This window comes from Rhizocola hellebori (assembly GCF_016862955.1).
Classification (GTDB): domain Bacteria; phylum Actinomycetota; class Actinomycetes; order Mycobacteriales; family Micromonosporaceae; genus Rhizocola; species Rhizocola hellebori.
Window position 1 is genome coordinate 20229 of sequence record NZ_BONY01000078.1, and the last position, 24157, is coordinate 44385.

The window sequence follows — 24157 nt, forward strand, 5'->3', positions numbered from 1 at the left end:
GGGGCCCGTCCGGGCCCCGCATTTTCACGGTGCGGCGAGCGCTTCGGTGGGGCTCAGGCGTGCGGCGCGCATCGCGGGGTAGAGGCCGGCTATTCCTCCAATGAGGATGGTGGCCACGACACCGCCCAATGTTGCCCAAGCGGGGACCACGCTGGGCCAGGTTTGCAGCAGGGCGTAGCCCGTCGTCACCAGGCCACCCAGGAGCACCCCACCCAGCCCACCGAGCGCGGCGAGCAACAACGACTCGGTGAGGAATTGGCTTCGTACCTGGCCCTTGGTCGCGCCAAGCGAGCGGCGCAAGCCGATCTCGGCCCGCCTTTCCAGGACAGAGATAACCATGGTGTTGGCCACCCCGACCCCGCCGACGAGCAGCGCCACCGATCCCAGCCCGAGCAGCAGCCCGGTGAAGGTCTTGTCGGTCGCCTGCCGGGCCGCCAGCGCGTCGGACGGTCGCGACACCTTGACCTCGTTGGGCGCCTCCGGGTTGGCGGTCGCGGCGAGCACCGCCTGCACCGCCTCGACGGCGTAGTCCTTGGCCCGGGTGTAGACGGTCGTCGGGTACCCGTCAAAATCCAGATAGGACTTGGCGGCGGGCCAGCCGACAAGGGCCGCCGAGTCCAGCTCGGGCGCAAGTGGCACCGGGTTGAGGATGCCCACCACGGTGAACCACTGGTCGCCAAGCCACACCTGGAGATCCTCGCCTGCCTCGGCAATCCCCAGCCGCTCAGCGGTTTTCGCGCCGAGCACCACGGCGGGGAACTGCGCGGTGGCCTCGTTGAGCCACGCCCCGCTGCGCACGGTCGCGCCAATGGTTTCCGGCAGGTTCAGCTCGGCCGCCCGCACCGAAATGCCGCCGCTTTCCCCGCGCGGGATGCGGTCGTTGCGATAGACATTGGCCTCAATCTTGCCGACCGCGGCCACGTCGGTCACCGAGCCGATCCGAGAGATCATGCTCGTCGCCTCTGCCGGCAGGTTCGCGCTGTCACCGAAGAAGGTGTTGCCAGGCCCGACCGTGAGCAGATTGGTGCCCAAGCTGGCCAGCTCGCGATCCAGCTCGGCCCGCGATGACGCCGAGATCCCCACCACCGAGATCATGGCGGCGATCCCGATCGCGATGCCAAGAGCAGAAAGAAAAGCCCTTGTTTTTCGGGTACGAAGACCAACCGCGCCAACGCGCAATAGGTCCCCCAGCCGAAGCCGAGCCGGCCTCAACACGTGATCACCCCGTCCTTCATCGTGATCTGGCGGGGCATGCTCTCCGCTATCTCGCGGTCGTGGGTGATGACCACGACCGTGGTGCCGTCGGAGTTCAGCTCGCGCAACAGGTCCAGCACCACCTCGCCGGAGTGGGAGTCGAGGTTGCCGGTGGGTTCGTCGGCCAGCAGCAGCGGGGGATCGCCCACCACCGCCCGGGCGATCGCGACGCGTTGCTTCTCGCCGCCGGAAAGCTCGTGCGGCCGGTGCCTGAGCCGATGACCGAGCCCGACCCGCTCCAGCGCGGCCACCGCCCTCACCCGGCGTTCGGCCTGCGCCACACCGCAATAGAGCAGCCCGTCGGCCACGTTGTCCACCATGGACAGACCCGGGGCGAGGTGGAACTGCTGGAACACGAAGCCGATCCGGCTCCCCCGAAGCGCGGAGAGCTGCCGATCGGAGAGCACGGCGAGGTCGTAGCCGGCGATCTCGACCGAGCCGGTAGACGGCCGGTCCAGGGCGCCGATGACGTGGAGCATGGTGGATTTGCCCGAGCCGGACGGCCCGGCTATCGAAACCAGCTCGCCCGCCTCGATTTCCACCGACACCCCGTCGAGCGCCCGGACGTCGCCCGGGTAGACCTTGGTGACCTCCTGCAGCCTGATCACGAGGGCATTCCTACCGTCAGGCCGTCGCTGAGCCCCTGACCCGAGATCTCCACCCGGCCGGCGGCGAACATGCCCGTTTCCACCGCGACTATGCGGCTCGTCGTGCCGTCGATGACCTCGACGCCGTAACCGCCTTCGCGCAGCGCCAGCAGCGCCGCGACCGGGACGGTCAAGACGTTCTGCCGGGTGGAGGCGACGAATGCTATCCGTACCGACGCCTGGTCGAAGTCGACCTTCGCGTCGCCCAGCCCGATCGTGACCTCTATCTTGGTGACCGGGTCGCCGTTCTGCTGGTTCTGGATGACGTTGCGGGAGCTGACGATCGTGCCGTCGACCACCTTGTTGTCCGGCAGGGTGACCTTCACCTTCTCGTTCACCTTCACCAGCCGCGCGTCGTTGACCTCGATCGTGGTGATGATCTGGCGTTTGGTCGCGGTGTAGGTGAGCACCTCACGTCCGGGCGAGGCATCGTCGCCGACGCTCGCCTCCACCGTGGCGACCCGGATCGCTTCCGCGGCCACCGCTATCCTGCCTGGTTCAACCATGCCGGTTTCGGTCAGGCCGAGTTTTTTCTGCCACTTCTTGATGGCGCTCGTGCTGAAACCCGAATACCCCAGCGCTTTCAGGTTGGCCGTGAACTGGTCGACGTCCGCGCCTTCCATGCCCGAGGACAGCGGCCGGTAGAACGGCAACGCGCCATACATGAGGACGACCGGCAGATCGTCCACTTTGTACAGTGTGCCGCCTCGCTCGACCGTCGCGCCTGCGGCTGGTACCCAGGTGATGGTGCCATTGGCTTTGTTGGCCAGCTTGGTGGTGTTGCCGTAGCCGAGCGTGCCCGATTTGGTCTCCGTATCGGCGAGGTTCTGCTTCGTGATTTTCGCGGTCTTGCGCGGTGCCGTCTCGGCGGTGGCTTCCTTTGCCCCGGTGGGCAATCCCACCGAAAGCCCGACCGCGGCCGCCGCGAGCGCGGCGGCCCCGATCCCGGCGCTGATGAAAGTGCGACGCCTCATTTACCGGGCCCCTCCTTGCGCATCTGCATCTTCGGCATGAGCGCCGCGCACTTCTCTTGTGCCGCCTTGAAGGTCGGATCGGACGGGTCGATGCCGTTCTCGGAGTTGGGTCCGCCGATGATGATGCCGCCGCCCTCCGTGGACGGGTCCGGGAAGTTCTCCACCCCGTTCTCCCGCATGCACTTGGCGAACTCGCGCATCTTGGCTTCCATCTCCGGATCCGGCTTGCCCATCTCACCGCCGCTGGGCATGAACTGCTGGCAGGCCTTGTGCGCCTCCTCGAATTTGGACATGTCCTGCTTGGGGTCGATCCCCTGGGCATCGGTCACCGGGCCGCCTTCGCCCGGCCCGATCTGAATCGACATACCGCCGTCGTCGGTGAACTCCGGATCGGGCATCTCGATGCCCTGATCGCGCATGCACTGGGCGAACTGGCGGGCCCGCTCCTGCGGATCCTCCGAGACCGGCGAGCCGGTGGCCTGCGCCTGGTTCTGGCCGGCGGAGGCTATCCCGTCGTCTGGCTTCTTGCCGCATCCCGACAGCGCGAGCCCGCAGGCCAGCGCCGCCACGAATACGGTCAACCTGGTGAATTTCATGGACAACAGTGCAGTCGACAGCCGGTAACCTGCACATAAAGATCACCTGTGTCCTCGCTGTCAATCCTGGGTATTTATGCGGCCGTTATCCCCTTGCCCGCCATCATGGTGCGGTGCGGGTGCTGGTGGTGGAGGACGAGGATGTTCTGGCCGACGCGGTGGCGGAGTGGCTGCGGCGGGAGGCCTTCGCCGTCGATGTCGTGTATGACGGCGACGCGGCGTCGGAGCGGATCGGCGTGCACAGCTATGACGTGGTGGTGCTTGACCGGGATCTGCCCGGCGTGAGCGGGGACGATCTGTGCCGCTCGATAGTCGACGGCGGCTCGCCCACCCGCGTGCTCATGCTCACCGCCGCGGCCGCAGTCCGAGACCGCGTGGCCGGGCTCGCCCTGGGCGCGGACGACTATCTGGTCAAGCCTTTCGCGATGGTGGAGATGGCGGCCCGGGTCCACGCCCTGGCCCGGCGCGCCTCGGCGATGACGCCGCCACAGCTGGAACGGGCCGGCCTGCGGCTCGACCCCGCGCGGCACGAAGCCACCCGCGACGGCACGTTTCTTCCCTTGTCGCTCAAGGAGTTCGGCGTGCTCGCCGAGCTGCTGCGAGCCCAGGGCACCGTGGTCTCCGCCGAACATCTGCTGGAAAAGGTCTGGGACGAGCACATCGATCCGTTCACCAACACCGTCCGGGTGACCGTGATGAAGCTGCGTAAGAAGCTCGGCGAGCCGCAGCTCATCGAGACGGTACAGGGAGTGGGGTACCGCATCGCATGAAGCGCCTGACCATTCGCGCCCGGCTCACCCTGCTCTACACCGCCCTGTTCACAGCGGCCGGCGCCGTCCTGCTCGCTGTCACCTATGTGCTCGTGGAACGGCAGCTGCCCAAGACCGCGGTCTTCAAAGGTGCGACCGGCATAGCCGGCGAAGCCTTCCAGCTGCCGATGGAAGACCGTCAGGCGATCGACAAGATTTTCGTCCAGCAGATCGATTCTGTCCGTGAGACCACTCTGACCACTCTGCTCACCCAGGGCGGCGTGGCGCTTTTGCTGATCCTCGGAATAGCGGCAGCCCTCGCTTGGCTCGTGGCCGGCAAAGCGCTGCAACCGTTGCAGCAGATCACCGACACGGCGAGCCGAATAGCCCACAGCGGCCGGGGTCTGCACGAGCGCATCGCCCTCGACGGCCCCCGCGACGAGGTCAAGCAGCTGGCCGACAGCTTCGACCAGATGCTGGCCCGGCTCGACAACAGCTTCGACGGCCAGCGCCGCTTCGTGGCCAACGCCTCGCACGAGCTGCGCACCCCGCTGGCACTCAACCGCGCGCTCGTAGAACTGGCCATCACCCGCTCGGGAGCGAGCCCCGACGCGCAGCAACTCGGCGAGGCCCTGCTCAAGGTGAACGAACGGCACGAGAAGCTCATCGACGGCCTGCTCATGCTGGCCGACAGCGAGTCGGAGATCACCGAACGGACCCCGCTCGACCTCGCCGACGTCTGCGAGCACGTCCTCAAATCGGTGCCGATGCACGCCTCGCGGGTCACCCGCCTGCTCGAGCCCGCACCCTGCCACGGCGATCCTGTCCTGCTCGAAAGGCTGGTGCAGAACCTCATCGAGAACGCGGTCAAACACAACGTGCCGCAGGAGGGCTGGATCCGGGTAGAGACGTCCACAGTGGACGGACGGGCCCGGCTCATCGTCGCCAACTCCGGGCCGGAGGTTCCCCGGTACGAGATAGAAACCATCTTTTTGCCCTTCCGCCGCCTCGGCCAGGAGCGGGCCGGCGCGATCGCCACCCGCGGCCTCGGACTCGGGCTTTCCATCGTGCGCGCCATCGCCACCGCCCACAGCGGAAAAGTAACCGCCGCCCCCCGCTCAGGCGGCGGCCTGGTGGTTACCGCGCTCATCTAGCGGGGGCTTCCAGGTGTGGCCGTGTAGTAGCTGGCCCGCGCCCATCCAGACCGCGTTCATCAGGCGGGTGGCCGTGCGGGCCGGGTCTTCGTCGGGGTGTGCGGAGAGCCAGTCCGCCAGCGACTCGCTTGCGCCTACGAGCGATAGGGCCATCGAGGTCAGATCGTCGGGGCGAACCTGGCGGCCTTCCTTCTGCAGCGCGACGTCGAGCCGGTGCGCGATCAGCTGTACCAGGGCTTTGCGCATTCCAGCCAGCTCGCCCGCGAAGGGCTCCAGGGAACGGGCTTGGCGATGCAGCACCGACCAGCCGTCGCGGTGCGCCCCGACGAACTCGAAGAAACCCTTGATGCCACGCCAAAGCTGCTCATCGGGCGGGAGTGTGGCATCGGACGCGGCGAGGATGCGTTCCATCAGCCGCTCCGATTCGCGGCGCAGACAGCTGAGAAAGAGCTCTTCTTTGGTGCCGTGGTAGGCGTAGACCATCGGCTTGGAGACCCCCGACAGCTCCGCGATCTCGTCCATGTTCGCGGCGTGGAAGCCACGCTCGGAGAACACGCGCACGGCAGCGTCCAGCATCTGCTGCTCGCGCACCGCGCGGGGAAGTCTCTTGCTCTGCACGCTTGCCAGCTTACCTACCGGGCCGTAAGGTTACGCGCGAGTAAGTTATCTCAGAAAGGGAGGTTGTCGTGTCTGACTTCGATCTATCGCAATTTGACAACGTCGATCCGGCGCAGTTCGCCCAGCTCGTCAAGGGTGCCTCAGACGCGCAGCTCAACGAGGTCATGACCAGTGACCATCGGCAGAAGATCCTCGATGAGGTCTTCGGCCGCATGCCCTCGCTGTTCCGCGCCGACCGGGCCGGCAGCACCAGCGCCGTGATCCACTGGATCATCACGGGACGCCCTGACGGCGGCAGCGACACTTACGAAATCGTCATCGCCGACGGCGCCTGCAAGCTCTCGGAAACCCCCGAGAACGAGCCGAAGCTGGCCCTGACCATGGGCCCGGCCGAGTTCCTCAAGGTGGTCTCGGGCACCGGCAACCCCACGATGATGTTCATGACGGGCAAGCTGAAGGCCAAGGGCGACCTGGGCCTGGCGGCCAACATCGCCAACCTGTTCAACATCCCGAAGGCCTGACATCGTGTCCGCTGAGTTTTCCCTCGATCTCAGCGAGGAACAGCGGGAGCTGCGTGACTGGGTGCACGGCTTCGCCGAAGAGGTCGTGCGCCCGGCCGCCGCTGAGTGGGATGAGCGCGAGGAAACGCCCTGGCCGGTCATCCAAGAGGCCGCCAAGATCGGTCTTTACAGCTTCGAGTACCTGGCCAACACCTGGGCCGACCCGACCGGTCTGTCGATGGTCCTGGCCACCGAGGAGCTGTTCTGGGGTGACGCCGGCATCGGCCTTGCCATCATGGGCACCGCCCTCGGGGTAGCCGCCATCTACGGCAGCGGGACGCCCGAACAGATGGTCGAGTGGGTGCCGCAATGCTTTGGCACGCCTGAGGATCCGAAGGTGGGCGCGTTCTGCTCCACCGAGCCGGAAGCCGGCTCGGATGTTGGGGCCATGCGCACCCGCGCGGTCTACGACGAGGCCAACGACGAATGGGTCCTCAATGGACAGAAGACCTACGCGACCAACGGCGGCATCGCCAACGTGCACGTGGTCACGGCGGTCATCGATCCGGCCCTGGGCTCACGAGGTCAGGCCGCATTCATTATTCCGCCTGGTACCAAGGGACTGAGCTCGCCCGGCAAGACGAAGAAACTGGGCATCCGAGCCTCGCACACCGCCGACGTCTTCCTCGACGATGTGCGGATCCCGGGCCACCTGGTGCTCGGCGGCCGCGAGAAGCTCGAAGAGCGGCTGGCGTCGGTACGCGAAGGCAAGAGCGCCAAGGGTTCGGCGAGCATGCGGACCTTCGAGCTGACCCGGCCCTCGGTGGGCGCACAGGCCCTGGGCATCGCCCGGGCCGCGTACGAATACGCGCTCGACTATGCCAAGACGCGGGTCCAGTTCGGGCGGCCGATCGTGGAGAACCAGGCGATCGCGTTCACCCTGGCCGACATGCGCATGGAGATCGACGCCGCACGGCTGCTGGTGTGGCGGGCGGCCTGGATGGGCAAGAACAATCGCCCGTTCGCCGCGGGTGAGGGTTCGATGTCCAAGCTCAAGGCGGGCGAGGTCGCGGTCGCGGTGACCGAGAAGGCGGTTCAGGTGCTCGGCGGGGCCGGGTATGTCCGCGAACATCCGGTCCAGCGGTGGTACCGGGACGCGAAGATCTACACCATTTTCGAAGGCACCAGCGAGATCCAGCGCCTGGTGATCGCCCGTGCGATAAGTGGAGCACAACTACGTTGAGTTACTAGGCCAAGGAGTTCTCCCGGCGGACCGCCAACACCGCGGATCCGCCAAGGGAGAACTCCAAGGCCTAGCCGGCAACATTACCGGCTAGTAATATCCCCGCCGTGGACCTGTTGTTCATCGGCAAGACGCTTGCGCGCCGCGGCCTGTTGCACCCGGGCCGCCCTGATCGTGTCATCGATCAGCTCAAAACGTTCCGCCGCCACGGCTTCACCCTCGCCGCCGAGCTGCGGGCCGCGGAGGCCCGCGATCCGCACAAGGCCGCCGTGATCGACGAGCAGCGCGGGCCGGTGAGCTACCGGGTCCTGCTGCGTCGCGCGCAGCGGCTCGCCGCGGGTTTGAGCGCCACCAGGGGCGTGAAAGAGGGCGACCGGGTGGGCCTGCTGTGCCGCAACCACGCGGGTTTCCTCGAGGCCATGGTCGCCTGCTCGATCCTGGGCGCCGACGCCGTTCTCGTGAACACGGCGCTGTCCGCCCCCCAGCTCGCCGCAGTCGCCGAACAACAGAAGCTGCGCCTGCTCCTGCACGATCGCGAGTTCGCCCCGCTGGCGGCGGCCGCCGATTGCGAACGGCTGGACGAGTCCATTGTGGAGGCTCTGGTGGTGAACACCCCCACCCCGCCCGGTTTCCACTGTTCCCCGGCCGGCCGCATGATTGTGCTCACCTCGGGCACCACCGGCGCGCCCAAGGGCGCCCGTCGCCCCACCCCCGCCGGATTCGGCCCGCTCACCAGCATCATCGATCGCATCCCGCTGCGGGTGGGAGGCAGGATGCTCATAGCCGCGCCGATCTTCCACACCTGGGGCTATGCGGCGCTGCAGCTCGCCCTCGCGATGAGGGTGACCATTGTGCTGCAGCGGCGATTCGAGCCCGCCACCACGGTCGAAGCCGTGGACCGCTTCCGTTGCGATTCGCTTTTCGCGGTACCAGTCATGCTGCAAAGGCTTATGGAGTCTGGACTTAAACCGGCTAACCCACCGGCGGTGGTGGCGGTGAGTGGCTCCGCCCTTCCAGGCGGGCTTGCCACCGCCTTCATGGACCACTGGGGTGACTCGCTTTACAACCTCTACGGCTCGACCGAGGCCTCCTGGGCCTCCATCGCCACCCCACTGGATCTGCGCAAGGATCCCGGCACCGCGGGAAGGCCGCCGCACGGCACCCGCGTCGTCATCCTGGACCGGGCGGGAAGGCCTGTCCCGCAGGGCGAGATCGGCCAGATCTACGTGGGCAACGAGATGCTCTTCGAGGGATACACCGGCAACGAGGACCACGACCTGCGCGACGGGTTGCTCGGCACCGGCGATCTCGGGCACATCGATGGTGACGGGCTGCTCTACGTCGACGGCCGCGCCGACGACATGGTGGTCTCCGGCGGCGAGAACGTCTTTCCCCGACCGGTCGAGGAACTCCTGGCCAAACTGCCGCAGGTGCGCGAGGTGGCCGTGATCGGCGTCCCCGACGCAGATTTCGGCCAGCGGCTCGCGGCCTACCTGGTGCTACACCCGGGCCAGCGGCTCGAAGCCGACGAGGTTCGCGAATACGTCAGGCACTACCTCGCGCGCTTCAGCGTTCCTCGCGACGTCCTCTTCCTCGAAGAGCTTCCACGCACCGCAACCGGCAAAGTCATCCCCCGCGTGCTCCGCTCCCTCTAACGCCCCGCACGCCCTCACCCCCGCGCCTGAACGCCGCGTCACGGTGTAGGCGGCGTGCCTTCGGCCGCGGCGAGCGCGATGTCGGTGCGGTAGTGGGAGCCGGGCAGGCTCACCTTCGCGGCGAGGTCGTAAGCGGCGGTGCGCGCGGCGGCCAGGTCGGGGCCGGAGCCGGTGGCGCAGAGCACGCGGCCGCCCGCGCTGCGCAGGACGCCGTCGGCATCGAGCCGGGTTCCCGCGTGCAGCAAACCTTCCGCGCCCTCGATCGGGTCGCCCGAACGCGGGTTCTCCGGGTAGCCCTCGCTGGCGATGACCACCACCACGGCAGCCCCGTCGCGCCAGCGCAGGGGCGGATGCTGGGCCAGCTTGCCCGTCGCCGCCGCGTATAGCAGCCCGCCCAGCGGTGTCTCCAAAAGCTCAAGCAGCGCTTGGATTTCCGGGTCGCCGAAGCGCACGTTGAACTCGATCACCTTCGGGCCCTGCGCGGTCAGCGCGAGCCCCACATAGAGCACGCCTTGGAACGGGAAGCCAAGCCCGGCAAGCGTCGGCTGGACCACCTGCGCCATCACCGTTTCCACCAACAAGGGCGGGGCCCAGGGCAGCGGCGTATAGGCGCCCATGCCGCCGGTGTTGGGGCCCTCGTCGTTGTCGCGCACCCGTTTGAAGTCCTGCGCAGGCAGGAACGGGACGGCGGTTTCGCCGTCGCAGACGACGAAGAGGGATACCTCGGGCCCGTCCAGATACTCCTCGATGACGACGCGTCCGCAGTCGAGCGCGTGGGCCCTAGCCGCCTCGAGGTCGTCGGTGACGACGACGCCTTTGCCCGCGGCAAGGCCGTCGTTCTTCACCACATAGGGCGGCGCGAACGCGGCGAGGGCTTCGTCTACTTGCGACGGTGTGGTGCAGGTGAACGAACGCGCGGTCGGTACCCCGGCCGCGTTCATGATCTGCTTCGCGAAGTCCTTGGAGCCCTCAAGCTGCGCCGCGGCAGCGGACGGGCCGAAGACCGGAATGCCCTTTGCCCGCACGGCATCGGCCACACCGGCAACCAATGGGGCTTCGGGCCCGACGACCACAAGATCAACATTGCGATGCAGGGCAAGGTCGGCCACGGCGAGCGGGTCCAAGGGATCGACGCTGGCGAGCGTCGCCTCCGAAGCGATGCCGGGGTTACCGGGCGCGGCGATCAGCTCGGAGACGGAAGGGTCGCGGGAAAGAGCGCGGGCGAGCGCATGTTCGCGCCCGCCCGTGCCGATAAGCAGAACTCGCACCCACCGATTATTTCACTGCCCCCGCGGTGAGCCCCGACTGGATCTGGCGCTGGAACAACGCGTACACAATGATCATCGGAATGATGGCGATGGTCAGCGCGGCGAACAGAGCGGCCCAGTCCGCCTGGTAGCCGGCCGAGGTCGAGATGCTGGCGATGCCCTGCGTCAGCAGCCATTTGCTCTGCGCGTCGCCACCGGGAAGCAGCGCGACGGGAAGCACGTACTGGTTCCACTGGCCGATGATGTTGAAGATCGTGATGCTCACCAGCCCGGGTTTGGCCATCGGCAACATCACCCGAAAGAAGAGCTTGGTGTGTGAGGCACCGTCGATCATCGCCGCTTCCGCCACCGCGTTGGGCAGCGTCTTGAAGAAGGCGGCCAGGAAGAAGATCGTGAACGGAAGCGAGTAAGCGATATAGACCAGGATCAGGCCGGTGTGGGTACCAAGCAGGCCGAAGTTTTGCACCACAAGGTAGAGCGGCGTCAGCACCACGTAGACCGGGAAGGCCAGACCGGCCACGAAGTAGTAGTAGATGGCGCGGTTGCCGAAGAAGTCATAGCGGGCCAGAACATAGGCAGCCATAGCACCAAGCAGCATCGTGCCGAAGGTCGACGCGCTGACCACGATGATGCTGTTGATGAAGTAGGTGCCGATGTTCGCCTCTGACCAGGCGCGGCCGAAGGAGGCGAAGTCCCAGTTGCTCGGTAGCCCGAACGGGTTACCGATGAAGATTTCGGTGTTGCTCTTGAAGGCGGCCAGGAACGCGAACCCCAGCGGGAACAGGATGATCAGCGCCCATATGGCCAGCGACACGTGGCCGAAGCCGCTCAGGACCCGGATCTCGCGCTTGGTTTTCTTGTCGAGGATAGACATCTGCGGCTCCCGTTCAGTGCTCGACGGCTTCGCGCCGACCGGCCCGCAGGGCCAAGATCGCGAAAGTGATGGTCAGCAGGAAGAGCGAGACACCGAGCGCCGAGGCGTAGCCGTACTCCGACTCCCGGATGCCCTGCTTGTAGATGAGCACCGGCAGCACGGCGGTGGCGCCGTCAGGCCCGCCCTGCTCGATGCTGAGCACCATCACCAGTGCGAAGGCGTCGAAGGCCAGGATGCCCAGATAGACCCAGGCCACCCGGATCGTCTCCCACAGCAGCGGGATGGTCACCCGGAAGAAGATGGTGATGCGGCTCGCGCCATCCAGCACGGCCGCCTCGTAGAGGTCCGCCGGGATCGACGACATGCCGGCCGAGAAGAGCACGACATAGAAGCCAACCGCTTGCCAGACAAGCACTCCGAGGATCGCCCACATGCCGTAGTCGGACATGAAGAGAACCCGCTCGATGCCGACAAAACTCAGCAACCGGTTGATGATGCCGCTCTGGTCGGGCCCGTAAACCCGGGAGAAGATGACTCCGACGATGACCACCGCGAGAACCTGGGGGAGGAAGAACACCACGCGGTAGAACTTCGACCCCCAGACCCCTTGCATGACACCGCCACGGGTGCCCCCGCCCATGTTCAACAGAAACGCGAAGAACAGGGCGAGGGCGATAGTGATCAGCGGCAGGGCGATCAGCAGCATCAGGTGATGCTGCACCGCTTGCCAGAACGTGCTGTCCTGCCAGATCTTCTCGAAGTTCTCCAGCCCGACGTTGTCGAAGTCGGGAGACAGGCCGCTCCAGTTCGTGGTCGCCACGAACACCAATTGGGTGATCGGATAGAACACGAAGATCGTGTAAAGAACGACCGGGGCGACGAGAAAACCTAAGACAAACGGATATCTGCCGTGCCGCATAATCCAGCTACTCCGCTCTCGGCCTAGCGCTCGAACTTCTCGATCGACGAATCGGCCTTGACCGCGTCGGCGACCGCCTGCATGCGCTGCACGAACTTGTCCGCCGTGCCACCCTGGAACATGAGCTCGTTGGTGGCGCTACGGCACTCGTCGTCCATCTTCTTGTACCAGGAGTCCCAGCGGAAGCTGAAGTTGTTGGCACCCGCGTCGGCAAGCGCCTTGCTCGACGAAGCCAGGCCCGGGGAAAGGGTCAGACCCTCGGTCGAGCCCTGAACCACGGTGAGCACCTTGGTCAGCTCGGTGAACTTGCGTGCACCCTCCTTGGAGAGCATGTGGCGCAGGTACTCCTTGCCACCGCGCACGTTCTTGCCCTTGGACGCGACGAAGTACATCTCGCCGGCAGCCGCGTAGATGGCGTTGGCCGGGAGCTTGTCCGAGGCGGTCGCCGCCGGCAGCGCGGCAACGTTGTAGTCGAAGCCGGCCGGGGTGTCCTTGGCCTGCTCGTTCTCCAGCCACGACCCGGACGGGTAGAAGCCCACCTTGTACTGGTTCTGCTGCAGCTGAACCTCGGTGTGCTTCAGCGACAGGTGCGCCTTGTCCATGTACTTGGCACCGATCTCGCCCCACAGCTTGGCAGCCTGGAGGACGGCCGGGTCCTTCCACGCGTTGGCCTGAAGGTTGTCGATGTTCTTCAGGATGTCCGCGCCACCGATCTTCGCGGCGGTGGTGAGGATGACCAGGTACTGGTAGTAGGACGCGTTCGCGCCGGCGTAGGCGTAACCGGTGATGCCCTTGGCCTTCATCGCGTCGAGCAGAGTGGTGAACTCGGCCCAGGTCTTCGGCGCGGTCCAGCCGTTGTCCTTGAACAGCTTCGACGAGTACCACATGCCGAAGACGGTGAACGCGTAGTTGAGCACGTAGGGCTTGCCCTTGTACGTGCCCTGCTCGATGGTTCCGGGGACGAGGGTCTCCTTGACCTTCTTACCCGGGATGTCCAGCGACGGCGCCTCGAACAGGTCGGACAGGTCGGCGACCTGGCCGGCGCCAACGAGCTTGCCCTGGTCCATCAGCTTGGAACCGGCGTTGTTCACCATGTCCGGCGGGGTGTTGCTGGAGAACCGGGGGGTGAGCACCGTGGAGATCTCTTCGGTCTGCGAGAACTTCACGTTCGCCTTGGGGAACAGCTTCTTGTATGAGGGGATGTGGACGTCGGTGGCGTACTTGGTACCCAGGCCACCGTTGAAGATGACCACCTCGACCTCGGCGTCTTCCTTCACGCCCAACGGGTTCGTCGCGGTGACGGTGCCCGCGTTGTCATCCTTGGGGGCCTCGTCCTTCGCGCCGACACATGCCGAGAGCAGGCCTGCGGCCGGGACAGCCATGAGGCCTGCCGCAGCGGAGCGCTGCAGCACTGACCGGCGGGTCAGATCCTTTTCCATTTTTCAATCTCCATTCAGATGGGGTGTGCCTGGGTCCTTTGCGCGACCCCGATATAAAGCAGGTCAAGGACCACAAGTTGGGGATGCCGTGCGGACAGCGCATCCGGCCGATACGTGGTCGGCTGCGATGCGGTACGCAGGACCAGATCGGCTAATTCGGCAAGGGGCGAGGTGGCATAGCCCGTGAGCGCGATGGTGACCGCGCCCCGGGAGCCCGCCTCGGCCAGCATTTCCACGGTCTCCCGGGTGTGACCCGAGTGGGAGATTCCGATCGCTACGTCGTTGTACGTGAGTAAGGCGGCGCTGGCCAGTCCATTGTGGACATCGGGCCAGGACCACGCGGCCAGGCCGAGCCGGTTGAGGGAGAACTGCATCTCCGCGCCAACCAGCGCGGAACCCGACGCGCCATAGATGTCAATTCGGTTGGCCCGCGCGATGGCATCGGCGGCACGCTCGACCTCACCGAGGTCGAGCATTGCGGCCGTGTCCCGCATGGCTTGGGTGTCGGCCGCCATGATCTGGCCGAGTACGCGTTCCAGCGAATCGCCGGGCTCGATCTCCCGCCCGATGTCCTCCGACCAGCCCGCGGCTTGCGCGGCCGGGCCGGTTTCTCCGGCCAGCGCCAGGCGCAGGTCGGCGTACCCGTCGAAGCCGAGGGCACGACAGAATCGGGTGATCGAGGCCGGCGAGGTGCTGGATCGCTCGGCCAGCTCGACGATGGTGGCTCTCGCGGCACGCTGCGGGTCTGACAGCACGTGTGTCGCCACACGCTGCAGCGCTCCCGTGTAGCCGGGCAGCTGGGAACGCAAAAGCGCGAGGACGCTGGCGCCCTGTGCCTCACGTTCGCCCATGGAAATGCCACCCGGTCTTCACAAGTTGATGTCTAGACCGGACTAGACCAGAGCGCCTCTACTGTTGTCAACCCTTACTGATAAACCGTGATCAGTTCGTTGGCGAATCGGCCAGCATGTCGTGTCTAATAACGTTTTCTTCGCGGCCTGGGCCGACACCGATCATGCTAATCCGGGTTCCGCACAACTCTTCCAGCCGCTGAATGTAACGTTGCGCATTCTCTGGCAGCTCGGCGAAGTGCCGCGCCTTCGAAATGTCCTCCCACCAACCCGGGTGGTACTCATAGACCGGTTTGGCGTGATGGAAAGCGGTCTGGGTCATCGGCATCTCGTCGAGCCGCTCGCCGTCGACCTCGTAGCCCACGCAGACCGGAACCTGCTCCAGGCCGCTGAGGATGTCGAGCTTGGTGACCACGAGGTCGGTGATGCCGTTGACCCGCACCGCATAGCGCGCGATGACCGCGTCGAACCAGCCGCAGCGCCGGGGACGGCCGGTCGTGGTGCCGTACTCGCCGCCGGTCTTGCGCAGGTGCTCACCCATTTCGTCATTCAGCTCGGTCGGGAACGGCCCCGCCCCGACCCGGGTCGTGTAGGCCTTGATGACCCCGATCACCCGGGTGATCCGGGTCGGGGCGATGCCCGTGCCCACACAAGCGCCGCCCGCGGTCGGGTTGGACGAGGTGACGAAGGGATAGGTGCCGTGGTCCAGGTCAAGCAGCGTGGCCTGGGCGCCCTCCATGAACACGGTCTTACCCTGCTCCAGCGCCTTGTTGAGAATGAGCCGGGTGTCGGCGATGAACGGGTTGAGGCGCTCGGCGTAGGTGAGGTATTCCTCCACCACCGCGTCGACGTCGAACCCTTTGCGGTTGTAGACCTTGAACAGGATCTGGTTCTTCTCCCGCAGCACCAGCTCGAGCTTCTGACGCAGGATGCCCGGGTCGAGCAGATCCTGCACGCGGATGCCCATCCGGGCCACCTTGTCGCCGTAGGCCGGGCCGATCCCGCGCCCGGTGGTGCCGATCCGGGCCGTGCCCAGATACCGCTCGACCACCCGGTCGAGCGCCCGATGATGGGGCATCACCAGGTGCGCGTCGGCGGAGATGAGCAGGCGCGACACGTCCACGCCCCGCTCGGTCAGCCCATCGATCTCGGCCAGCAGCACCTTCGGGTCGATGACGACGCCGTTGCCGAGAACAATCTCCGCATTCGGGTGCAAGGCCCCGCTGGGCATGAGGTGAAGCGCAAACTTCTGGCCATCCGGAGTGACCACGGTATGGCCGGCGTTGTTGCCGCCCGAGAAGCGGACGACGTAGTCCACTCGAGATCCGAGCAGGTCGGTAACCTTGCCTTTGCCCTCGTCGCCCCATTGAGCGCCGAGAAGCACGATCGCTGGCATCCTTCTCGCCTTCCTGGCGGGCACCCCATATAGGTGCCACCAAGGTTGTCAGGCTAACAGCGAAAGGATCGCAGGGGTGCACGACGTTCTCGTATTGAGCCTGGTCGACGGTGGTGAGTGCGGCACGCGGGTAGCGGTGCTGCACTGCGCCGATACCCTGCGGGAGGCGGGCGCACGCGTGGAAACATTCGTCGCCGGATCCGACCACGAGATCGATGAGGTGCTCAGCCGCCTGGACGGCCCGCCTCGGCCGGACGGGCTAGTCTTCCCAGATGACGATGCCAAGACCCGGCTCGTCGTAGCGATCGAGAGCGATGGGCAGCTTCGCCATGTGATCCGGCGTCTGGTCCGCCGCTACGCGCCGCCGCCGTCGAAGCGGCCCGACGACATCGCCACCAACCGCACCATCCCCGACCTGCCCACCATCGCTGTGCTCCCGCTCGCCGACACCAGCCTGGTCACCGGCCTCGGCTTGCCCCGGACCCCGGCGGAGGTGGCCGCCGCCGTCCTCGGCCGGCAGATCCGGCGTCTCGATCTTCTTCGGCACGATGGGGGTTCGGTGACGCTCGACGGGGTACTGCTCGGGGGAACCAACGAACAGGGCACGCCGGTTGCCTGGCGCGGGCGGATCGAGGTTGACGACGCGGTGTTGAGCGAGGGTAATGATCCGATCGTGGCGCTGAGCGTGGCCAACGCCGGCGGGACCTCCACTTTGGACGGCCTGCCGCTGCACGTTGGACCCAAACCCGACGACGGGCTGATCGATGTCGCCATCGCGGTGCCGGTCACCCACAAGCCGCTGCTGGGCAAGCCGCGGATGCGCTTCGAGGTGCGCCGGGCCAGCGGCCGCGCGGTGGCCGTCACCCCGCACGAGGCCGAGCTTCCGTACCTCGAGGACGGTGTGCCGGGCACGCTGACGCGAAAGCGATCATGGTGGATCGAACCGGGCGCGTGGTCCGTCTACACTGCCTGGCGGGAGGAAGAACGATGACGGAATTTGAGTGGCCACCAGACGAGATCGCCGGTCCGCCCGGCGAGGAGTCCAAGGCGCCGGGGAACAGAGCTTCAGCTCAGGTCCCGCCCGCTCCTCTGGCCGGGGTTCCGGTCGCGGTTTCCGGGCCGCCGTCCGGCATTCCGCTGTCCAGCCCGCAGCCGCTGGGCGATTCGGCACCGCCTCGCCCGGTGACCACCGACCCGGGCAACGGCCTGCCGCCACCTCCGCCCCGCCAGCAACCGGCGATCCCGCTCAACAACACGCCACCCATCCCGGTGACGCCGCCAAGCGCGCCAATCCCGCTGCGGCCGACCCCTTTGCAGCCTCCGGGCGCCCCACCGCCGCCGACGCCCTCGGTCAACGCGCGACCGGCCGCCGAACAGACTCCGCCCAACCACACGTGGCCGCCCGCCAATCAGACGACGCCCCCGGCCCGGCCCGCTTTCGAGCCCGCGCCGCCGATGTCGGTGCCGCCGCCCGCCTTCACCCAGCCGGCGCCCGCGCCGCGGCAGATGCCTTCGGCCCCGCCAACGTCTATCCCGCTGCCTCCCCAAGCCGGCGAGGTCTACCTGCCGACGGCCGAGGAGTTCGCCCGCCGCCGCGCCACCCGGCCGCCAGACCCGGTGGCGCACATGGGTGTTCAGGCCGCTATCCGCAAGGGCACCTTTGGCCTGCTCAATCTGAGCCCGGGCCAGCGTGAGCAGGAGCTGCGCCGCCAGACCGACCTGGTGCGCCGCAACTTCGGCGGCCTGCGCCAGATCACGATCGTCAACCCGAAGGGCGGTGCCGGTAAAACCTGTGCCGTGCTCCTGCTCGCCATGACGTTCGGCCGCAAGCGCGGCGGCTATGTGCTCGCCTGGGACAACAACGAGACCCAGGGCACGCTCGGCATGCGTTCGCAGCAGGACTTCCACTCCCGCACAGTGCGCGACCTGCTGCGCGATCTGCATCAGTTCCAGGGCGTCAACAGCCGCGTGGGCGACCTGTCGCAATACGTCCGCGCGCAGGGCGACGGCATGTTCGAGGTGCTTGCCTCCGACGAGTCCGCCACCGCCGGCGAGATGCTCACCGCCGACGCCTTCGCCGAAATCCGCGAGGTGGTCAGCCGCTTCTACAAGCTCATCATGGTTGACACCGGTAACAATGTGCGCGCCGAGAACTGGCAGGCCGCCATCGACGCCACCGACCAGCTCGTCGTCACCATGTCCGCCCGCAACGACTCGGCCGAAACCGCCGCCCGCATGCTCGACCACCTCGAGCAGACCGGCCGGCAACGCCTTGTCCGCCAAGCGGTCACCATCGTCTCGATGCCGCCCAGCCGCAAAGAGCTGGACATCCCAGCCATCGAACGCCACTTCGCCGCCCGAACCCGAGCCGTGCTCACCGCCCCCTACGAGCGCATGCTCGACTCGGGCGAGCCCATCGACTACGCCCGCCTGTCCGCCGAATCCCAGGACGCCTGGCTGGCCGTAGCCGCCGCGGTCGCCGAAGGCCTATAACCCCTTTCCTTAAGCCACATACGCCGCACCGTCGTGGTCACCCGCCGTATCCTCCCGGGCGGCCACGACCCCCCGTGCGTGGTCACCCTTCACCCCCCGGCGGCTCCGCCGCCGACCTCACCCACCCACCCCGCACCCCGGCAGATCGCACCCGGCACCCGGCACCCGGCACCCGGCACCCGGCACCCGGCACCCGGCACCCGGCACCCGGCAGATCGTCGGGCGCGCAGGCGCCAGGGGCCAGCACCTCCATCTCTGCCTCACCCTCCTGACGCAGAGACGGAGCTGCCACACAACCAGTAGGTAGGTGGCGGCGGCGGAGCCGCCGGGGGCAGGCGCGAAGGACGCAGGCGGGTGGAAGTCTCCGCGGCACCTCCATCTCTGCCTCACCCTCCTAATCCAGAGATGGAGGTGCCACGCAAGCAGTTAGGTGGGAGTGGCGGCAGAGCCGCCGGCTGGCGACCAAAGCCTGACCACGCACCGGCCTCAGGGCGGGCGGGAGGGGGCCGCAGAGGCCAAGGCGCAGGGGCAGGCGCAGGGGCCAAGGCAGGCGCAGGGGCCAAGGCAGGCGCAAGGGGCAGGCGCAGGGGCAGGCGCAGAGGCCAAGGCGCAGGGGCAGGCGCAGAGGCCAAGGCAGGCGCAGGGGCCAGGGGCAGGCGCGAAGGGCGCACGCGGAGTCGGGGTGGGAGTCTCCGTGGCGGCTCCATCTCTGCCTCACCCTCCTAATCCAGAGATGGAGGTGCCGCGGAAGCAGTGGGTGGGGGTGGGCGGCTGAGGCGCCGGGGGTGAACAGAGCTTGACCACGCACGGGCCTTCGTGGCCGCCCGGGAGGATACGGCGGGTGACCACGACGCAGCGGCGTATATGAAGGGGGGGTAAGGGTTCTTGGAGCTTCAGGCTAGGGCGTCGGCGGCGGCCGGGTCGCAGTCGCGCACGAACTGGGCGCAACGGGCCGCTTCGTCGGCCTCGCCGATGGCTGCGGCGGCCAGTGAGAGGGCGTGCAGGGAGCGCAGGAAGCCGCGATTGGGCGCGTGCGACCAGGGAACAGGGCCGCTGCCTTTCCAGCCGGAGCGGCGCAGCTGGTCCAGGCCGCGGTGGTAGCCGGTGCGGGCGAAGGCGTAGGCGGCGACGTGGCCGGTGACGCTGTCGTCGGCGGCCAGGGCGCGCTGGGCGAGGGCAGCCCAGGCTGCACTGCTGGTCGGGTACTCGGCTGCGACGGAAGCTGGGTCCTGGCCGCTTTCAAGCGCCGGAACGGCGGGATCGTCGGGAAGCAGAGTGGCCGGAGGCTGAGGCATCAGATCGCGCATTAGGTCATTAATTCATACTCGACGGGTGCCCACACCCATGCCCGAGGTCATCACCCCAATAGATCACAGCCCGTCCGAGGTGGAATCGCACGAAGAGCTGGCCGCCCATCTGCGACGGGAAAGCCTGGTCGAGATCACCGTGCAGGGGCTGAACCTCACCGATGTCGATCTATCGGCGGTAGCCGTCACCCGCACTCTCTTCGTCGGCTGCGTGCTCGGCGCGGGACAGGCGGCCGACGTGGTCAGGCGCGGGGCTTACGTCATCCCGATCTTCATCGACACCCCCTATCCGACCCAGCCGTCCCGGCTGTACCGGGCCGAGGACCTGGCCGGCGGGTTCGAGCCTGGCGGGTTCGAAGGCATGTACGACACCCGCGTCTACCGGCACTACGTGCAGCACGGCGGGGCCAACCCGGACCTGCGCGAAGCCCTCGCCCAGCGCATCCACGACCACGGCATCGACAACGCCCTCGCCCACGAGACCGGGGCCTGGATCGCCGGACACGGCGGGGCAAGCATCGTCGGCATCATGGGCGGACACGCCGAGCTACGCGGAGCGCCCGGTTACCGAGCCGCGGCGGAGCTGGCGCGCGAGCTGACGCGGGCAGGAAAGCTGATCCTGACCGGAGGTGGGCCGGGGGTCATGGAAGCGGCCAACCTCGGCTCCTACTGCTCGACACTGGCCAGCGAAGCGCTCGACGAAGGCATCGCCGAGCTGGCCCGCGCCAACGACTTTCACGACCCCGATGCCTACACCTCTGCAGCGCTTTCGGTGCGCGAGCGGCTGCGTCCGCAGCCGCCGTGGCAGCGCTCAGGCGGGCTGTCCATCCCCACCTGGTTCTTCGGACACGAGCCGGCGAACCTGTTCGCCGCGCAGGCCGGGAAGATGTTCAGCAACGCCTCCCGCGAAGAGATGATCCTCAAGCTCTCCCGTGGCGGGATCGTCTTCGCCCCGGGCAGGGCGGGAACCGTTCAGGAGGTGTTCCAGGCTGCGACCATGACCTTCTACGGCACGGTCGAGGAGTCTGGACCGTTCATCTTCCTCGGTCGCCGGTTCTGGACCGACGAGCTGCCCATCGAGAAGGTCCTCGCCCCGCTCATGCAGGCATCGCCGTTGGGCGATCAGCGCAGGCTGATCTACCTGACCGACGACGTCCAGGAGGCCGCGGCCCTGCTCACGCAACCGGGATCCGACGCCAAAACCCCACCGGGAGATTGACCTCGGGCTCACCATTGAGCCCGTTCTCGTCCATGGCGTTGAAAAGGGCCACCCGCATGTCGCCGAAGTAGAACTCCATGGCGTGCAGGACATGGGGACGCCACGCGTTGGGGCTGATCCGCTCGATGACGCTGACCCGGGTCAGGGGCCGGCCGATCGCCGCCTGGATCGCCGGATGCGGGTCGGCCCACCAGTCCAGGCGCAGGCCCGGCCAGTCGAGCGAGGCCTGCATGTCGATGGTGTCCCAGCTGATGGCGCATTCGTCGAACTTGCGGTGGGTCACCTCGGCGTTGGCATCGGGAAAACCGAAAACCACCGGGCCGCCGGTGAACCAGGTCTGCTCGTCAAGGTCCCAGACCAGCCACGAGCCGACCAGCGGCTGCCCGATCAGCCGCGCAAACCTGCCTCGGTGCGCGGCGGCCAGCGCATTCGCATCGTGATGCCATACCGGTTCGTAGCCTTCGATGCCTAACACGCCAGCCGCCTTGTCATCGCCACATTCGTGACAACGAGGCGCGAGTTACTTCAGCGACGTCCCAGCCGAACGCAGATCTTCGCACGCCTGCACAACTCGCTTGGCCATGCCCGCTTCGGCCGCCTTGCCCCAGGCCCGCGGGTCGTACGCCTTCTTGTTGCCGACCTCGCCATCTACCTTGAGCACGCCGTCATAGTTGCCGAACATGTGCGCGGCCACGGGGCGGGTGAAGGCGTACTGCGTGTCGGTGTCGACGTTCATCTTCACCACGCCGTAGTCGAGGGCGTCGCGGATCTCGGTGAGCAGCGAGCCGGAGCCGCCGTGGAACACGAGATCGAGCGGCTTCTCCTTGCCGTACTTCGCGGCGACCGCCTCCTGGATGTCCTTGAGGATCTCCGGGCGCAGCTTGACGTTGCCAGGCTTGTACACGCCGTGCACATTGCCGAACGTCAGCGCCGCCATGTAGCGGCCCTTCTCGCCCAAGCCAAGCGCGGCAACTGTCGCCAGCCCGTCCTCCACCGTCGTGTACAGCTTCTCGTCGATGGCGCCGACGACGCCGTCCTCTTCGCCGCCGACCACGCCGACCTCGATCTCGAGGATCACCTTCGCCGCCGCGGTGAGCGCGAGCAGCTCCTCGGCGATTTCGAGGTTCTCGCCCAGCGGCACGGCCGAGCCGTCCCACATGTGCGACTGGAACAGCGGCGCCTGCCCGGCCTTGACCCGCTCAGCGGAGATCGCCAGCAGCGGCCGCACGAACTTGTCCAGCTTGTCCTTCGGGCAGTGGTCGGTGTGCAGGGCCACGTTCACCGGGTACTTCTTGGCGACCTCGACAGCGTAAGCGGCGAAGGCGACCGAGCCGGTGATCATGTCCTTGATGGTCGGGCCGGACAGATATTCCGCACCGCCGGTCGACACCTGGATGATGCCGTCGCTACCAGCCTCGGCGAAGCCCTGCAGCGCAGCATTGAGCGTTTGCGAGGAAGAGACATTGATGGCCGGATAGGCGAACGCGCCGGCCTTGGCGCGGTCAAGCATCTCGGCATAGACCTCGGGGGATGCAACAGGCATCTAGCTGCTCCTAACGTGCAGTACCGGCGTGGGTCAACCGCGCTGTGCCCACGCTAAATCCTCGATCTGGAGTATTGCTTATTGCTTACCCTCCACGCGATCTGGGATGACCAGGCTGATGGCCCAGCTCACCAGGCCCATCACGATCGCTCCCCAGAACGCCGGCCAGAAGCCGTCGATGTGGAAGGGCAGGTCGATCAGATCAGCGATCCAGTCGACTAAGAGGAAGAGTAGGGCATTCACGAAGAAGGAGATCAGCCCGAGGGTGAGCAGGTAGAAGATGCAGCCCACCAGCTTGACGATCGGCTTGATGATCGCGTTCACCAGACCGAATATCAGCGCGACCAGAAACAGGGTCAGCAGATTTTTCGCGGTGGTCGACCCGGATATGTCGATGCCGGAGACCACCTTGGTGGTCACCCAGAGAGCGACGGCGTTGATCAGCCAGCGCACCAGAAATCCCATGCACTCATCTTCGCCACCGAATGCACCATCTGCTGGCGAATGGCGCGCTCCGCGCCTACGGTGAAGAGGTGACCGAGGTTCCCGAAGGTGACGCGCACGAGCAGAACATCCCCGTCGAGCCAGACTACGAGGAGTTCGAGCCGCCAGCGGTGGGGCTAGAGGTGCCCGAGGCCGACGCGATTGAGCAGTCCATTCCTGTCCCCGCGGACGAGGACGACTACGTCTGACCCGCTACCCTTGGCGCTCGTGAACACCATCCACGCTGTTGCCGATGTCATCGCCTTCAACCCGCTAAATCCAGAAGATTGGCTTCGGCTGTTCGGTGATTATGCGGTGTATGGGGTGTGGTTTATCCTTTTCGCCGAAACCGGGCTGATGATCGGTTTCTTCCTGCCCGGGGACTCGCTGCTCCTCGTGGCCGGCGTGCTGGCCTCCGCGGCCTTTTCCACACAGGGAATCCAGCTCAACATCTGGGCATTGCTGATTGGTGCGCCTATCTTCGCCATCCTCGGCGCCCAATTGGGCCACTGGCTCGGTGCGCGCTACGGGCGCAAGCTCTTCGACAAACCGAATTCGCGCTTCTTCAAACAGGAGTACGTGCACAAGGCCGAGCACTATTTCCAGAAGTTCGGCCCGCGGCGGGCGGTCGTGCTGGCGCGCTTCATCCCCATCGTGCGCACCTTCATGAACCCGGTCGCCGGGGTCCTGGGCATGCCCGCGCGGCAGTTCCTGGTGTGGAACATCGTCGGCGCGGTGCTCTGGGTGGACGGCCTGTTGATCCTCGGCTACCTGACAGCCGACACCCTGGTCGAGGCGATCGGCGGGCCCGACAAGATCGACAAATACATCATCCCGTTCGTCATCGTCATCGTCCTCCTCTCAGCCATCCCCATCTTCATCGAGATCTACCGCGAGCGCAGAGCTAAGCGCCGCGCGAAGGTCTCCGCCGAGATCTAACCGCACCCACCAGAATCGCAGCGCCGCGCCGGCGTC

The 24157-nt window shown here is 66.8% G+C and carries 25 protein-coding genes; 10 read left to right on the top strand and 15 right to left on the bottom strand.

What is annotated here, in order from left to right:
* Positions 1 to 24 precede the first annotated feature (24 nt).
* Genes Rhe02_RS39305 through Rhe02_RS39320 form a run of 4 tightly spaced genes read right to left on the bottom strand, consistent with a single transcriptional unit; the run spans position 25 to position 3471 of the window.
* Positions 25 to 1215 carry an ABC transporter permease gene (locus Rhe02_RS39305; protein WP_203913582.1) on the bottom strand — a complete coding sequence of 397 codons (1191 nt, stop codon included), beginning with the start codon at positions 1213 to 1215 and terminating at the stop codon, positions 25 to 27.
* Positions 1209 to 1862, bottom strand: a complete 654-nt coding sequence (locus tag Rhe02_RS39310) for an ABC transporter ATP-binding protein (protein WP_203913583.1) — start codon at positions 1860 to 1862, stop codon at positions 1209 to 1211. Before Rhe02_RS39310 ends, Rhe02_RS39305 begins: the two co-directional genes overlap by 7 nt.
* Complete coding sequence (locus tag Rhe02_RS39315; RefSeq protein ID WP_203913584.1) at positions 1859 to 2875, bottom strand: efflux RND transporter periplasmic adaptor subunit; 1017 nt, start codon at positions 2873 to 2875, stop codon at positions 1859 to 1861. The genes Rhe02_RS39310 and Rhe02_RS39315 overlap by 4 nt, the downstream gene beginning before the upstream one ends.
* Complete coding sequence (locus Rhe02_RS39320; protein WP_203913585.1) at positions 2872 to 3471, bottom strand: hypothetical protein; 600 nt, start codon at positions 3469 to 3471, stop codon at positions 2872 to 2874. The genes Rhe02_RS39315 and Rhe02_RS39320 overlap by 4 nt, the downstream gene beginning before the upstream one ends.
* A 113-nt stretch (positions 3472 to 3584) precedes the next feature.
* Between Rhe02_RS39320 and Rhe02_RS39325 the strand changes: the two genes are divergently transcribed.
* Both Rhe02_RS39325 and Rhe02_RS39330 read left to right on the top strand, forming a co-directional pair.
* Positions 3585 to 4241 (top strand): response regulator transcription factor, encoded by a 657-nt coding sequence (locus tag Rhe02_RS39325; protein ID WP_203913586.1) that lies wholly within the window; start codon positions 3585 to 3587, stop codon positions 4239 to 4241.
* Positions 4238 to 5374: a sensor histidine kinase gene (locus Rhe02_RS39330; protein WP_203913587.1), complete on the top strand. Its 1137-nt coding sequence runs from the start codon at positions 4238 to 4240 to the stop codon at positions 5372 to 5374. The genes Rhe02_RS39325 and Rhe02_RS39330 overlap by 4 nt, the downstream gene beginning before the upstream one ends.
* On the opposite strand, the gene Rhe02_RS39335 is transcribed toward Rhe02_RS39330, so the two are convergent.
* Entirely contained in the window at positions 5339 to 5950 is a 612-nt protein-coding gene (locus Rhe02_RS39335; RefSeq protein ID WP_373320774.1) for a TetR/AcrR family transcriptional regulator, read from the bottom strand. The two genes, Rhe02_RS39330 and Rhe02_RS39335, sit on opposite strands and share 36 nt — an antisense overlap.
* Positions 5951 to 6060: 110 nt before the next feature.
* Between Rhe02_RS39335 and Rhe02_RS39340 the strand changes: the two genes are divergently transcribed.
* The 3 genes from Rhe02_RS39340 to Rhe02_RS39350 all read left to right on the top strand — a co-directional run bounded on the left by Rhe02_RS39340 (position 6061) and on the right by Rhe02_RS39350 (position 9390).
* Positions 6061 to 6513 carry an SCP2 sterol-binding domain-containing protein gene (locus tag Rhe02_RS39340; RefSeq protein WP_203913588.1) on the top strand — a complete coding sequence of 151 codons (453 nt, stop codon included), beginning with the start codon at positions 6061 to 6063 and terminating at the stop codon, positions 6511 to 6513.
* 4 nt (positions 6514 to 6517) lie between these two features.
* Positions 6518 to 7735 (top strand): acyl-CoA dehydrogenase family protein, encoded by a 1218-nt coding sequence (locus Rhe02_RS39345; RefSeq protein ID WP_203913589.1) that lies wholly within the window; start codon positions 6518 to 6520, stop codon positions 7733 to 7735.
* A 107-nt stretch (positions 7736 to 7842) separates the two neighbouring features.
* Positions 7843 to 9390, top strand: coding sequence for an AMP-binding protein (locus Rhe02_RS39350; RefSeq protein ID WP_203913590.1), 1548 nt, complete (start codon positions 7843 to 7845; stop codon positions 9388 to 9390).
* 38 nt (positions 9391 to 9428) lie between these two features.
* On the opposite strand, the gene purD is transcribed toward Rhe02_RS39350, so the two are convergent.
* The 6 genes from purD to Rhe02_RS39380 all read right to left on the bottom strand — a co-directional run bounded on the left by purD (position 9429) and on the right by Rhe02_RS39380 (position 16137).
* Complete coding sequence (purD, locus tag Rhe02_RS39355; protein ID WP_203913591.1) at positions 9429 to 10658, bottom strand: phosphoribosylamine--glycine ligase; 1230 nt, start codon at positions 10656 to 10658, stop codon at positions 9429 to 9431.
* A 7-nt stretch (positions 10659 to 10665) separates the two neighbouring features.
* On the bottom strand, positions 10666 to 11532 hold the full coding sequence (locus Rhe02_RS39360; RefSeq protein WP_203913592.1) for a carbohydrate ABC transporter permease: 867 nt from the start codon (positions 11530 to 11532) through the stop codon (positions 10666 to 10668).
* 13 nt (positions 11533 to 11545) lie between these two features.
* Positions 11546 to 12451: a carbohydrate ABC transporter permease gene (locus Rhe02_RS39365; protein WP_203913593.1), complete on the bottom strand. Its 906-nt coding sequence runs from the start codon at positions 12449 to 12451 to the stop codon at positions 11546 to 11548.
* 23 nt (positions 12452 to 12474) lie between these two features.
* Complete coding sequence (ngcE, locus tag Rhe02_RS39370) at positions 12475 to 13890, bottom strand: N-acetylglucosamine/diacetylchitobiose ABC transporter substrate-binding protein (protein WP_239124341.1); 1416 nt, start codon at positions 13888 to 13890, stop codon at positions 12475 to 12477.
* Positions 13891 to 13904: 14 nt separating this feature from the next.
* On the bottom strand, positions 13905 to 14741 hold the full coding sequence (locus Rhe02_RS39375; protein WP_203913594.1) for a MurR/RpiR family transcriptional regulator: 837 nt from the start codon (positions 14739 to 14741) through the stop codon (positions 13905 to 13907).
* Between the two features lie 91 nt (positions 14742 to 14832).
* Entirely contained in the window at positions 14833 to 16137 is a 1305-nt protein-coding gene (locus Rhe02_RS39380) for an adenylosuccinate synthase (protein ID WP_203913595.1), read from the bottom strand.
* A gap of 76 nt (positions 16138 to 16213) precedes the next feature.
* Between Rhe02_RS39380 and Rhe02_RS39385 the strand changes: the two genes are divergently transcribed.
* Positions 16214 to 17128, top strand: a complete 915-nt coding sequence (locus tag Rhe02_RS39385; RefSeq protein WP_203913596.1) for a diacylglycerol kinase family protein — start codon at positions 16214 to 16216, stop codon at positions 17126 to 17128.
* Entirely contained in the window at positions 17125 to 18630 is a 1506-nt protein-coding gene (locus Rhe02_RS50225; RefSeq protein WP_239124342.1) for a MinD/ParA family ATP-binding protein, read from the top strand. Before Rhe02_RS39385 ends, Rhe02_RS50225 begins: the two co-directional genes overlap by 4 nt.
* Before the next feature lie 893 nt (positions 18631 to 19523).
* Here Rhe02_RS50225 and Rhe02_RS39395 read toward each other — a convergent pair.
* Positions 19524 to 19937, bottom strand: coding sequence for a DUF3151 domain-containing protein (locus Rhe02_RS39395; RefSeq protein ID WP_203913597.1), 414 nt, complete (start codon positions 19935 to 19937; stop codon positions 19524 to 19526).
* A 25-nt stretch (positions 19938 to 19962) separates the two neighbouring features.
* Here Rhe02_RS39395 and Rhe02_RS39400 point away from each other — a divergent pair, with 25 nt between their 5' ends.
* The gene (locus Rhe02_RS39400) at positions 19963 to 21156 is read left to right on the top strand and encodes an LOG family protein (protein ID WP_239124343.1); all 1194 of its coding nucleotides are present in this window, start codon (positions 19963 to 19965) and stop codon (positions 21154 to 21156) included.
* Here the strand turns inward: Rhe02_RS39400 and Rhe02_RS39405 are convergent.
* From Rhe02_RS39405 to Rhe02_RS39415, 3 genes are all read right to left on the bottom strand, one after another.
* Positions 21113 to 21631 carry a hypothetical protein gene (locus tag Rhe02_RS39405; RefSeq protein WP_203913598.1) on the bottom strand — a complete coding sequence of 173 codons (519 nt, stop codon included), beginning with the start codon at positions 21629 to 21631 and terminating at the stop codon, positions 21113 to 21115. The two genes, Rhe02_RS39400 and Rhe02_RS39405, sit on opposite strands and share 44 nt — an antisense overlap.
* Positions 21632 to 21676: 45 nt before the next feature.
* Entirely contained in the window at positions 21677 to 22699 is a 1023-nt protein-coding gene (fbaA, locus tag Rhe02_RS39410) for a class II fructose-bisphosphate aldolase (RefSeq protein ID WP_203913599.1), read from the bottom strand.
* Positions 22700 to 22777: 78 nt separating this feature from the next.
* Positions 22778 to 23164 carry a phage holin family protein gene (locus Rhe02_RS39415; RefSeq protein ID WP_203913600.1) on the bottom strand — a complete coding sequence of 129 codons (387 nt, stop codon included), beginning with the start codon at positions 23162 to 23164 and terminating at the stop codon, positions 22778 to 22780.
* A 68-nt stretch (positions 23165 to 23232) separates the two neighbouring features.
* Between Rhe02_RS39415 and Rhe02_RS39420 the strand changes: the two genes are divergently transcribed.
* Together Rhe02_RS39420 and Rhe02_RS39425 are read left to right on the top strand one after the other, a co-directional pair.
* Positions 23233 to 23391: an Rv3202a family protein gene (locus Rhe02_RS39420; protein ID WP_203913601.1), complete on the top strand. Its 159-nt coding sequence runs from the start codon at positions 23233 to 23235 to the stop codon at positions 23389 to 23391.
* Between the two features lie 19 nt (positions 23392 to 23410).
* Complete coding sequence (locus tag Rhe02_RS39425; protein WP_203913602.1) at positions 23411 to 24121, top strand: DedA family protein; 711 nt, start codon at positions 23411 to 23413, stop codon at positions 24119 to 24121.
* Positions 24122 to 24157 lie beyond the last annotated feature (36 nt).